Source organism: Paenibacillus sp. FSL R10-2782, assembly GCF_038592985.1.
GTDB lineage: Bacteria > Bacillota > Bacilli > Paenibacillales > Paenibacillaceae > Paenibacillus > Paenibacillus terrae_C.
The window spans coordinates 1,158,697-1,170,912 of record NZ_CP151951.1 but is presented as its reverse complement, the minus strand read 5'-3'; the positions used below and the strand labels follow the sequence as shown (position 1 = coordinate 1,170,912).

Genomic DNA, 12,216 nt, shown 5'->3' with positions numbered 1-12,216 from the left:
GATAGCGATGGAATGGTATTTTGCATACAAAGATGAATTGGAAATTGTTTTCCGTCAAGCGGAAGAACGGACAGCCGCGTTTCCTGCTCCATTTCAGCGTCAGGGCTTGGACTATCTGGCCCGTTTTAATCCGTTAAGGGAAGACAGCACGCGCAACTACATATGCTATTTGCTTCCGTTCTGGCTGCAGGAGCTCACCGGGCTGGCTCCCGAAATTTGCCGTAAGCTGTCACTGGGCAACGTGTTCGTCATGGCTCATTATTTGATTCAGGACGATGTGATGGACACAGCAGCAGACAATCGCAAAACGCAACTCGCCTTAAGCCAATTGTTCTATACTGAATGCTTGGACGTATACCGGGACCTTTTTCCTGCGTCCTCTCCTTTTTGGACGTATGCCCAAACGTATATTGGTGAATGGGCCGTTAGTGTGACATCTGAGGGAGCAAAGGACTTTTTTCAGGGGGAACGGCGTCAGGTGGCGCTGAAAGCCAGTCCCTTAAAAATGGCTGGGACGGGTGCTTTGCTGCTCGCAGGGCGGGCCGACCTGATTCAGACCATTACAGACATGACAGATACAGCGCTGGTTGTACTCCAAATGTCGGATGACTGGGCCGACTGGTCGGAGGACTTAGAGGAAAATAGCTACAACTGCCTTTTGTCCCACATCAGCGCCGAGCAGAAGACGGCCTATCGCGAAGGACTGGGACCAGAGCAAATTCGGGAGGCGATTTATGTACGCGGGGCGCTTGTCAGTTACGTGAGCATTGCTGATCAAGCGGTTCAGCAGTTGGAGCATCTGGAGCCTGCCATCCCTGGACTGCGTATGTTCACGCGTTCGATCGCAGAAGAACTGGGTGAAGAGGCGGCAGAAATTGAAGCCGGACGTTCGCATTTGCGAAGAGGCGGACTGGATTTTTGGCTCTCCAAAAATATGAAATAGTGCTAGATTTTTACGATACTTTCGTGCTATACTGTCTAGGTAAATATAACCAATTGAATGAGAGGGTGATTTTTGATGGCTACTGAAGTTCTTCAAACACAGGTCATTCAAAAAGCGTGGGAGGATGCCAGTTTTAGAGAAAAACTGATGACAGATCCCAAGTCTGCAATCCGTGATGTGTTAGGAGTCGTTATCCCCGATCATATCCAAATCAAAACATTAGAGGAAACACCAGATCAATTTTATCTGGTCATCCCTCCAGACCCTTCCGGTGTGCTCGCTTCATCCCAGAAACCACGCTCCATGTGGTAAACTTGTTTTTGTTTGATAATCCTTAAACACCATGCGGGTGGGTTCAGCAAGCTTCCTTCCGTTTTCCCTAGCACAAAAAGCCGGATATTATCCGGCTACGGGGAAGCGGATGGTCGCTTCTGTTCCCACCCCTTTTGCACTTGTAAAAGAAATTTTTCCGTTCATCGTTTCAATAATCCGGAAGGTCACCATCATGCCCAACCCTGTGCCTTTGGTCTTATTGGAAAAGTAAGGCTCACCCAGTCTCGACAAGGTCTGCGCATCCATCCCTTCGCCATTATCCCGAATATGAATAACAGCTTCTCCGTTTTCCACATAAGCCCATATATGAATATGACCCTGATCTCGCAACGCTTCAATGCTGTTTTTAATAATGTTGATGAATGCCTGCTTGAACTTGGAGGAATTCCCGCGAACTTTGATTTCCTGGGGAATATCCAAAGAAATTTTGCCGCCTTGCAAATTAGCCATCGGACTGATGATTCCTTCAATATGCTTAAATTCATCCAGGATGGACAACGTTGTGGTCTGCTCAAATTCAGGCTTGGCAAATGTCAGAAAATCGGTGATAATCCCCGAGGCACGATCCAGCTCTTCCAGCGCGATATGCAGATAGTCTTTGTTTTTTCCATCCTCCTGCTTGCTCATCAACTGGAGAAAACCACGAGTAACCTGAAGCGGATTGCGTACTTCATGAGCTACAGATGCAGCCAGATCGCTAATAATCTCCATTTTCTCCGAACGCTGAAGCTCATTATTGAACATCTCTAGCTCTCTGGAATACCGAACCACCTGCTTATGCTTCTCTGCCAGTCTTCTGCCCAGAATCGCAATCAGTGCCAGAACAAAGCCGAACACGCCCCATTTCCACAGAATCATATTGTAGTGTCCGTCTCTGATGAAGAACCAGGTCAGTTCACCGATGGAAATGACAGCGAAAAATGCAAAGCCTATCGATAAAATGATCGCTTCGTGATCTCCCTTAAGCGCCATGCGAATCGAAGCAAATACCAGCAACACAAGTAATGCCACGAGTAAAACACACAGGATAATTACACTAAAAAAATAATATACATCGTTTAACCGCTCCTGTACCCCTAAATTCACAATCATCATTGTAAAGCAGAACAAGGAGTAAAATGTCAGCACTTTTCTAAATTTGCGAATCAGTATGATTGAATTGATATTTTGTTCAAAAAAGTAAGCTAATGAGGGCAGCAGAATAAATAACCCTACATCAAAAAGTTGTAAATAGAGCTTGCCGTAGCTGCGATAGAACGTATACAGGAAGGGTGAATACGTCACGATCATCAGACCAATAGACAGCACGATTGCGCTTAGGGACAGCCACATTGCCATGCTTGGACGGAACAGAAAAAATGAGCAGATCAGCAGCACCAGAGCTATAAATATAAAGGTGCTGCCCAGTACGATATCCAGAACATCCATTCTGACCAAGGTTCCCAGCAAATAACGATAATCGCCAGTCATCACATTTCCGGTAATGCCCAGTCTGTTCTTGCTGCTTTCCGTCCATATGTATAATGTTTTACCGCTGTCTTCCGGTTTAAGCGGGATCAGAATACGATTATTTTCATAATTGTACCCGCGATAGGACTCATAAAAATTGATACCGTCCTTATACAGCGTAATATGTCTACCATAAATATTTTCAAAAAGCACTGCTGGCGTTTCATCATTCAACGCTGGAAGCCGAATACGAATCCAGGCAGAGCCAGTGTTCCGCGGCTGCTTGAGCAACTGTGAATCATCATTAATATGCATCCAAACTTTGCTTGGGTCCCGCACCTCATCAAGTGATCCATCCTCCCCTTCCACTCCCCATCTCATATCCCAGGAGGGTATCCGATATTCCATTTCAGGGGTCGTTTTGGCCGCATAGGCGGGTAAACCTATCGACAACAGTATTACAATGACCGCCAGCAGGGCGGTGACAGCTTTGGGCACAAGCCTCATGTTAAGCACCTCAAAGTTACATAGTAGGATTCACAAAATTGTATGCGTTTTATCATTTTTCAACGTCCTGGAATAATATTATTCTATACGATGATGTTCATACCTTCTTCATAAGAAGGATATCATGTTCTTTTTACTCATTTTTTGTCAAATTTTATTGATTATGATCATTTCCTGTCCTCTTATCATATCACAGCAGTTACGGAAAAAAACGTTCATTGGGAATGGCAACATCCCGATTTGGCATGATTTTAGCCTCGTACAGACACACTAACCCAAGGTTTAATCGTTCTGCCGTTTGGATAAGGTCGGAATAAGCAATAAACGAACAAAGGAGTTGGAGTATGATGGCAAACCGAGATCATATAAATGATGAGCTTCATGACAACGATTGTGAGCCTTCCCTGCAAAATGCAGAAAAGAATTGGGAGAACCTGACCGACGGACTGGATACTCCACTGGAAAACATTCCTGATGCCGATGATCTTTCCCCGGACAGCCCTATTGACCCTTCCGCTCCAGCGGAATTTGTACATGGCACGGATTTACTGAATGGCGCCGATGGGAATGATGATGACGAACGGTTGCCGAGCCTTTCAAAAGGGTAATGAATTATCTACAACCAAAAGGAGTTGAGGTCCGTTATGTATAAAGATCCTATGTCTCAGGCGGATATGGCATATAAACATTACAAAGCCTTGAATCCTGTGGAAGAGGACGACCGCAGGTCTGCGGACAAGTCCAATACAGATGATACCGAGCAACATCTTGTCGAAAACATTCCGCGAGGCATTGCATCGGCAAAGCCCGTACTCAAGGACCAGGCATGATCAGGGAACACCTATGGAAGTAAAAAGGGTGCCTCCGCAAGCCACACAGATGATGAATGAATGGCTGGCTTGCTCGGAGCACCCTTTCTATATTCGTATTTTTTACAAGGGCAACAGCGCGATCATTGATTGGGCTTCCAACCCCTCGACCATTTCATTCCATACCGCAGGCTTATTCGACAACACCGTGTAGTAGCGGCGCAGGAAGGCAGCCACTAACGCTGCGCTCACCTCGTTTACGCTGTCATCCTCGGGCATAAAGCCCAAATTCAGCCCTTCTACAGCGACGCCATCGTTATTCCAGGATGGATGTACATAGTCCAGATCCAGTCGTTTGTAGCCCAGATGAGATAGTACCTCACGCCGTACATACGGGTCCATCGGCTTGACGCCGCCAAAGATATGATCATTGCCACGATAAGGATCATAAATTTCCGCAAACATCCCCTGCAACCGCTGTCCGCTGGCCTGAGCAAGCGAATGCAAATCAGCCTGACGATGCTTCCAAAGGAAACGACCAATACCGAGCCCTGGCTGTCCAATGATCGTAAAGTCCGTCATGGCTACATTAAAATCCTCGTAGTAGCGATATTCGGTTGCACCGACCACCTTTTGATCCTGTACGGCGACAAAGACACGGATGCCCGGGTCTTCCAACGGTTCTTTCCACAGACTATACTCCAGCACTTCCTCCGGTGGGAATACCTCCTGCATTAACTGATGCATGCTCGCAAATAGCGGGTCTTCTATATGGGTAATACGATGATATTCCATATGGGCATACTCCTTTTTATGTAGTGATGTAGTGATTCAGTGATCGGTATGAAACGGATTTCGCCATTCCATCAAGGCCGCATAATTACGCGATTGTTCATCGTCCAGATAATCAGGCATGATACAAACGGGCACCCGTCCGCAACGAAGCAGGAACGTTAACACCGGGTCTTTGAGCTCGCCGGAAACCACAGCATCTACATATGCTTCTGCGCTTAACTGGTCGGCATGATGCTGATAACCGGGCATGCGTCCTGCGCCTAACAAACGATCCAGTTTAAGTTGAATGACAAGATGGTATAAGGAAAAAATCAACCACTTGCCCAGCCCCAGTCTACGATAAGCGGGACGAACGGCCAAGTCGATCACATACAGCGCGTTACCGTCCTCACGATGGGTACGAATATAACCGTCGTCCGCGACTTCCTCCCATGTATGTTGGGGATGCTCCGGCTCATAATGCATCAACAGACTGGTAACCGAACCCGCCAGTTCCCCCTCAATTTCCACACACAGCGCTCCATCTGCAAAATGCTCAACCTGACTTGCAATCTGCTCCCGGCTCCACAGCAGCTCCTGCGGATAGGGCGGCGGAAAGCTCTCCTGCTGAATACGCAGCAGCCCCTCATAATCGGCTATGGAATAATTACGGATGACCGCCCGCAACGGTCGATCTCCGTCAAAGACAAACCATTCTTTGCGATACATGACGCTCTTCCTTTCGTTAGCTCCAGTCTGTGTACAAATCCGTACGGCGGTCACGCCATGTGGTCACTGAGCCGCGCTCGCGCACATCATACAATAGCTGCAAATCCAGATCGGCGGTAACGATCATATCGTTGTTCAACTCGCCTTCTACCATAATGCCGCGTGGCGGAAATGGAATATCATTCGGTGTAATGACTGCCGCCTGTCCATAATTGGCCCGCATAAAATCAACTGTAGGCAAAGCGCCTACCGTGCCTGTCAAAACCACATAAACCTGATTTTCAACCGCTCTGGCGTGGCTTGTATACCGTACCCGGTAAAAGCCATGGCGATCATCCGTACAGGATGGACAGAAAATGATATCTGCTCCCTTCGCCTTCGCCATGCGTACGATTTCGGGAAATTCAATATCATAGCAGGTCAGCATCGCTATTTTACCCTTGAATGTCTCAAACACGCTTAGCCCCTCGCCGGGAGCCATATTCCATTCATGCACCTCAGTCGGTGTGATGTGAATTTTGTCCTGAGTGACTACACGTCCGTCCGGGTAAAACAGGTGTGCCGTATTATATAAACGTCCGTTTCGTTGCACTACATGGGTACCGCCGATGATATGCATCCCGGTCCGGCGGGCGAATGAAGTGAATAATTCAAGATAGCGATCTGTAAAATCCGGCAGGTCGTTAATGGTCAGCGCCTTGCCTTGACCGTCACCGATCGACATGAGCTGGGTCGTAAAAAACTCGGGAAACAGAACAAATTCTGCACCAAATTCCTCGGCTGTTTTGATATAATGCTCCGATTGAAGGGCAAATTCCTCGAACGAATCAATCGTATGCAGATGGTATTGAACCGCCGATACTCTGATTTTGCTCATAATTCCTCCTTGTATATAACGTCTTTTAGATGGCAGGGATTCCCGTTGCTGTTCACATTATAACCGATTCAAAGCTGGGCGAGAACCGAACCTGACAAACAGGTCTTGCCTTCTGCACCTACTTTGTTTAAAATAAGGACAACTCTTTGAATCACATGAACAAAGACATGGACGGAGACAAGTAAACGTCTACCGGATTTCCACAGAAAGGTACGCATTGCTGAGAGCGTACCGAAATCCCGCGTTGAAATTCACTCCCGAGTCGAGCCTTGAACCAGCATAAGATTCATTTTCTTATCTGCATTAGAGGTTTCCGGAAGCCCCCGTTACGGGCATCAAGCTCAGAAGTTGCTACTGTCAGCTAGAATGACGTTGACAACTTGTATGTATACTTCTGTAATTAGGGTGGTACCACGGCATTCGTCCCTTGCGGCGAGTGCCTTTTTGTGTTATTTTCTGAAAAAAGGTCTATCGATTGACAGAAAAAACAATTTTTATTCGGGAAAGGATGTTATGTATGTCGACAAATGAAAATTCTTTGGAGCTGCTGCGGGAACAGCTCGATGCTACCAACCTGCAATTGCTGGAGCTGCTGTCGCAGCGTGCTGAACTGGCCGGACAACTTGGTAAATTAAAGGAAGCTCAAGGGGTGCCTGACTTTGATCCGGTCCGCGAGCAACAAATGCTGGACAAGCTGACCGCCGCGAACCGTGGACCATTCGACGACGCTACGATCCGCCAGCTGTTCAAAAATATTTTCAAGGCTTCGCTGAACTATCAAAAAGAAGAGCACAAAAAGCATCTGATCGTTAGCCGCAAAAACCAGCCGGATAGCACAGTCATCAAGGTTAAGGACACGCTTGTTGGTGGCAAAGCCTCCGTTATGGTTGCAGGTCCCTGCTCGGTGGAAAGCTACCAGCAAACTCGTGAAGTCGGTGAAGCTCTGAAAGAGGCGGGCGTTCCGATTCTTCGTGGTGGCGCGTTCAAGCCACGTACGTCTCCATATGATTTCCAGGGACTGGGCGTTGAGGGTCTGCAAATTCTCAAACGCGTAGGTGATGAGCTGGGACTGGCTACCATCAGTGAAATCGTCGACCCAAGACATTTGGAGGAAGCGATCCAATACATCGACATCATTCAAATTGGTGCGCGTAATATGCATAACTTCGAGCTGCTTAAAGCTGCCGGCGAAACAAGAACTCCGATCCTGCTCAAACGCGGACTTGCTGCTACAATGGAAGAATTCCTTCATGCTGCGGAATACATCGTTTCCCGTGGTAATACGCAAGTCATGCTGATCGAACGCGGTATTCGTACGTATGAGAAATGGACTCGCAACACGCTGGACATTTCCGCCGTGCCGATTTTGAAAAAGGAAAGTCATCTGCCTGTTCTGGTCGACGTGACCCACTCCACAGGACGTAAGGACATCCTGGCCCCTTGCGCCAAGGCTGCACTTGCTGCCGGAGCTGACGGGATCATGGTAGAAGTCCATCCGAACCCGGCAGTCGCTTTGTCTGATGCCCAGCAACAGCTGAATATTCCTGAATTCCACAATTTCCTGTCCGAAGTAAAAGAATCCGGTTTGTTCAAAGTGAAATAAATCGCTTTCATTTTCTCGGATTATGATGTAATATTTAAGTCAGGATTGTGACTGATAATGCAGGCAAAACCTAGATACATGTATGCTCAATTTCTTTTTGCGCATAATGTATTTAGGTTTTTTTTATACCTAAAATTAGATATAAAACCATCAATGTATATATAGTCTTAATCCTAAAAAACATCATGTGTACGTTCAGGAAGGGGAAAAGAAATGAGAGAAAGAAAATGGTTAAACGTTTTCCTACTAGGTATGATATGTATTTTGATCATTAGTGGTTGCAGCGGCGGAAAAGCTCCTGCTGTTGCAAAGGATGAAAAAGCTACTCCGGCCAAAGAACAAGTGGACAATAAAGTAGAAGCTAAAGCGACGAAGGCTAGAACCGTTATTACGACCGATGGAGAAGTCGATGATATGAATTCGGTTATTCGCTTCCTCCTCTATTCCAATGAAATGGACTTGTCCGGTATCGTACTGACCAGTTCCGTATACCATTATGCCGGTGATGAAAAAGCAGGCATAAAGCCATTCAGATGGACTGGAACTCAATGGGTAACGGATATGATCGATGCTTATGGAGAAATTTACCCTAATCTGACTAAACAAGCCGAAGGATATCCAAAGCCTGAATATATTAAAAGCGTTACCAAGATCGGCAATATTTCATACAAAGGTGAGATGGACAAAGAAACCGAAGGATCTAATTTCCTTAAAAATCTCTTCCTGGATGATGATAAAAGAGATTTATATGTACAAACCTGGGGTGGCACAAATACGACAGCCAGAGCTTTAAAATCCATAGAGGACGAATACAAAAATGCAGCTCAATGGGCTGATATCCAAAAAAAGGTGAGCGATAAGCTCGTTCTTTATATCATTTTGGATCAGGATGACAGCTACAATAAGTACATTGCAAAAAATTGGCCGAACATCAGAATTATCAATGATCAATCTAACTTCTGGCATTTTGCATACGCTTGGAAAATGCACACGGAAGAAGTCAACAGCAAGCTACACGGGGATTGGAACTTCAAGAATATCCAAAATGGTCACGGCAAATTGCTCGATATGTACGCTTTGATGGGCGATGGAAAAATGATCCCAGGTGAATTGGCTGAAGAACAAAGAGGCAGTGAGGCTTATTTAAAGAAAAATCCACAATATGATAAATATGATTTTATCTCTGAAGGAGACTCTCCATCATTCTTCTATCTGATTGATAACGGTCTGCGGAGTATGGAAAACCCAACCTATGGTGGCTGGGGAGGTCGTTTCGGTGTGGTTAACGATAAATTATTTAGAAATACCGTGTTAGACTATGATGTGTATACGAAAAAATTTGAAGCGGAATATTCTCTGATGAGATGGTTTGATGATATTCAAAATGACTTTGCAGCTCGTGCAGATTGGGCGATTGCATCCGACTATAAAGATGCCAATCATAATCCAACTTTAAGCATTAAAGAAGGATTAGATATAACCGCTAGTCCCGGTGAGAAAATAACACTGCATGCAGAAGGATCAGATCCGGACGGCGATCAATTAACCTATAAATGGTGGAGATATTTTGAAGCCGATACGTATGAAGATTCTAAAGTAAAACCCGCGGAAGTGAAGCCTGAATTGATAGGTAACATGCAGCTTGGACTTCATAGAGAAGTCGCCAAGGGCGAGAAATTAAATACGATTGACCTGCAAGGCAACGATACAAATACGGTAAGCTTTGCAGTTCCCGCAGATGCCAAGTCTGGAAATACGATTCATATCATCGCAGAAGTACAAGACAATGGAAAGCATCAGCTAAAACATTACCAACGTGTGATTGTAACTGTAAAATAACGGACGGAACGTCCAATGAAAAGGCTCATGGAATTCACACTCCATGAGCTTTTATTTATGCATTTGGACCATTGCATATTCGTCTAAGCCTTCTTTTCAGGTAAAGGGACATAATATCCTTTGCCATTTGGACCCATCGCGAATTTATTGCGAAGATGGATAAGATTAGGGCCGAATTTGGCTTCCAACTCTTCACGAAACTCATACATGATTTCCATAATATAAACATCATGAATAATCACTTCCGTAATCGGCATCACAAGCCCCGGATGCATCGTCCATGCAGCACGGCTATCATCCCCGAGTGAAAGTATACCAGCCACAACCTCCCGATCATCTACGCTGAGTACAATCCATCGTCCACCAATTTCGGACGTAATCTCCTCACTCATATCATGGTGGTAAATGGTGGCGAATTCAAAGTTAAGATCTCCGTAAGCTACAATGAAAATCTCAACCCCTTCCCGGGCGACTTGCTCTAAAGCAGCTCTGAATACCTCGGCATCCTCTTTCCAAATTTCCATTAAGATACGGTGCTTGGCTCCCTTAATTCCTTCTTGTATGCGACTTATAATGGCTTCATAACCCGATATATTCCAAATATTCTCTCTGTTTTGGGACGATGCTGTATACTGCTCCAATGTCTCTTGCGCTACATTAAAAATTTGCTCTGCTTTGCGTTTTCTCTGGGCAATCAATTCATGGGGCGGGAGTGGTACATATAACGGTGTATTATCTTGACTTACCATTATGTCCCCACGATGAACCATTCCTGATAATACCTCATAAATTTTAGATCTTGGCACGCCGGAATTCAATGACACGGCATATCCCGAAAGTGGAGAGCTTTCCAACAAGGTCACATAAGCTTTAGCTTCATATTCCGTAAAATTCAGATCCCGCAGAATTTCTAACACATTTGGTTTCATGACGCATTCTCCTCAAATTCATGTTCAACCTTACTATAACACTTCCCCTTGACAAAAACCGATATACCCACTATCTTTTTATTAGTAGTCACTAAAGTAGCTACTCAAGTAACTACTCATATTTCATTTGATATGAGATCATGTCAGGGAGGATTTCACTTGAACAAAGTCATAGCCATCAACAGCAACAGCAACCGTATCTATTACAGTGCTACCATTCTGGCCCTGCTGATTTGGAGCACATCGTTTATTGCCACAAAAGCGGCGTATACTACGTTCCCCCCTCTTACGTTGGGACTAACCAGATTTATGATAGCCTCTGTTGTCTTAGGGATTGTTTTGCTTATAAGAAAGGAATTTGTCAAAATTAAGCCAAAGGATTTAGCGATTATTGCATTTAGCGGTGTTTTGGGAATCACTCTTTATTTTTCAATGGAGAATATAGGAGTAAGCCTGACTACAGCTTCCAACGCAGCATTGATTGTCGCCTCCTATCCAGCGATCACATCGTTGCTTGAACTCATGATATATAAAGTGAAGCTGTCCAAATATAAAATTATCGGCATTGCACTGGCTATGATCGGGGTATATTTTTTGACCTCGGTAGGCGGAAGCTCGAATGGAAAGAATGAACTGATCGGAAATTTAATATTGATTGGAACTGGTTTTGCGTGGGCATTTTATACTTTCATGACGCGCAAGGTTGTGGACAAATACCCGCCCGTGACTTTATCTTTTTATCAAACCGTAGCAGGCAGTATCTTCTTTATACCTCTGGCACTCATTGAACAAGATAGCTGGCAAGCTCCGACAACGGGATCGTTTATGTTGTTAGTATATCTGGGCGTATTCTGTTCCGTTATCGCATTTTTGCTTTACAATTACGGATTAATCAAGCTATCACCAAGCAGTTCCGTTTCATTAATGAACTTGGTACCTATATTCGGGGTATTATTCTCTGTTCTATTGTTGCAGGAAACCATTTCGTGGCGACAAATTATTGGCGGCCTGGTCGTTATCCTAGGTGTCCTACTCAGTGCACAGCAACCAAGCAGCAAATAGAACGGGGAAGTATATTATGTATCCTGGTGCTACAATAAAAGGGCGAGTGACCTTATCATGTTTCTCGCCCGGGTCGGTTGCATTCATGCAGTCGGCTTTTTTTCTTTTACCTCAGGATTTTGCAAAATCCTCACATAAAAAAGGCGGTTATATTGATTAATGAGCTTGTCCAGAATCATAGATTGTCTAAGCACGCTGGCGTGACTGAAGCCATGTTTTGCTTGCAAAATATACAGCTTTTGTCGAGCTCTCTCCAACCGTTGTCGCAAAATGTCGTCCCTTATCATTATATAACCCTCCTTGTCGTATCCTTAGTTTAGAGGGTTATGAATAAGTTTACTAAAAGTAAAGGTTTGGGATAA

13 protein-coding genes and 1 other annotated feature are annotated in these 12,216 nt (G+C 45.1%); of the genes, 7 read left to right on the top strand and 6 right to left on the bottom strand.

The window, feature by feature from the left end:
* Positions 1–7: 7 nt before the first annotated feature.
* Both NST83_RS05285 and NST83_RS05280 read left to right on the top strand, forming a co-directional pair.
* On the top strand, positions 8–943 hold the full coding sequence (locus tag NST83_RS05285; RefSeq protein ID WP_342416848.1) for a hypothetical protein: 936 nt from the start codon (positions 8–10) through the stop codon (positions 941–943).
* A 75-nt stretch (positions 944–1,018) separates the two neighbouring features.
* Positions 1,019–1,255 (top strand): NHLP leader peptide family RiPP precursor, encoded by a 237-nt coding sequence (locus tag NST83_RS05280; RefSeq protein WP_014280157.1) that lies wholly within the window; start codon positions 1,019–1,021, stop codon positions 1,253–1,255.
* Between the two features lie 87 nt (positions 1,256–1,342).
* On the opposite strand, the gene NST83_RS05275 is transcribed toward NST83_RS05280, so the two are convergent.
* On the bottom strand, positions 1,343–3,232 hold the full coding sequence (locus tag NST83_RS05275) for a HAMP domain-containing sensor histidine kinase (RefSeq protein WP_342416847.1): 1,890 nt from the start codon (positions 3,230–3,232) through the stop codon (positions 1,343–1,345).
* 347 nt (positions 3,233–3,579) lie between these two features.
* Between NST83_RS05275 and NST83_RS05270 the strand changes: the two genes are divergently transcribed.
* Positions 3,580–3,840, top strand: a complete 261-nt coding sequence (locus NST83_RS05270; protein WP_342417879.1) for a hypothetical protein — start codon at positions 3,580–3,582, stop codon at positions 3,838–3,840.
* A gap of 36 nt (positions 3,841–3,876) precedes the next feature.
* Positions 3,877–4,062 carry a hypothetical protein gene (locus tag NST83_RS05265; protein ID WP_342416846.1) on the top strand — a complete coding sequence of 62 codons (186 nt, stop codon included), beginning with the start codon at positions 3,877–3,879 and terminating at the stop codon, positions 4,060–4,062.
* Positions 4,063–4,164: 102 nt separating this feature from the next.
* Here NST83_RS05265 and NST83_RS05260 read toward each other — a convergent pair whose 3' ends face one another.
* Genes NST83_RS05260 through NST83_RS05250 form a run of 3 tightly spaced genes read right to left on the bottom strand, consistent with a single transcriptional unit; the run spans position 4,165 to position 6,421 of the window.
* Positions 4,165–4,836: a GNAT family N-acetyltransferase gene (locus NST83_RS05260; protein ID WP_342416845.1), complete on the bottom strand. Its 672-nt coding sequence runs from the start codon at positions 4,834–4,836 to the stop codon at positions 4,165–4,167.
* Positions 4,837–4,872: 36 nt separating this feature from the next.
* Entirely contained in the window at positions 4,873–5,544 is a 672-nt protein-coding gene (locus tag NST83_RS05255) for a GNAT family N-acetyltransferase (protein WP_342416844.1), read from the bottom strand.
* Between the two features lie 16 nt (positions 5,545–5,560).
* Positions 5,561–6,421, bottom strand: coding sequence for a carbon-nitrogen hydrolase family protein (locus NST83_RS05250; protein WP_137061733.1), 861 nt, complete (start codon positions 6,419–6,421; stop codon positions 5,561–5,563).
* A gap of 159 nt (positions 6,422–6,580) precedes the next feature.
* Positions 6,581–6,852, top strand: a binding site (T-box leader).
* Between the two features lie 86 nt (positions 6,853–6,938).
* Here NST83_RS05250 and NST83_RS05245 point away from each other — a divergent pair.
* Positions 6,939–8,024, top strand: a complete 1,086-nt coding sequence (locus NST83_RS05245) for a bifunctional 3-deoxy-7-phosphoheptulonate synthase/chorismate mutase (protein ID WP_342416843.1) — start codon at positions 6,939–6,941, stop codon at positions 8,022–8,024.
* 213 nt (positions 8,025–8,237) lie between these two features.
* Positions 8,238–9,863, top strand: a complete 1,626-nt coding sequence (locus tag NST83_RS05240; protein WP_342416842.1) for a nucleoside hydrolase-like domain-containing protein — start codon at positions 8,238–8,240, stop codon at positions 9,861–9,863.
* Positions 9,864–9,946: 83 nt separating this feature from the next.
* Here the strand turns inward: NST83_RS05240 and NST83_RS05235 are convergent, their stop codons facing one another.
* Positions 9,947–10,792 (bottom strand): TrmB family transcriptional regulator, encoded by an 846-nt coding sequence (locus tag NST83_RS05235; RefSeq protein ID WP_342416841.1) that lies wholly within the window; start codon positions 10,790–10,792, stop codon positions 9,947–9,949.
* 159 nt (positions 10,793–10,951) lie between these two features.
* Between NST83_RS05235 and NST83_RS05230 the strand changes: the two genes are divergently transcribed.
* On the top strand, positions 10,952–11,854 hold the full coding sequence (locus NST83_RS05230; protein ID WP_342416840.1) for an EamA family transporter: 903 nt from the start codon (positions 10,952–10,954) through the stop codon (positions 11,852–11,854).
* Positions 11,855–11,937: 83 nt separating this feature from the next.
* On the opposite strand, the gene NST83_RS05225 is transcribed toward NST83_RS05230, so the two are convergent.
* The gene (locus NST83_RS05225) at positions 11,938–12,141 is read right to left on the bottom strand and encodes an aspartyl-phosphate phosphatase Spo0E family protein (protein ID WP_137061728.1); all 204 of its coding nucleotides are present in this window, start codon (positions 12,139–12,141) and stop codon (positions 11,938–11,940) included.
* Between the last annotated feature and the right edge of the window lie 75 nt (positions 12,142–12,216).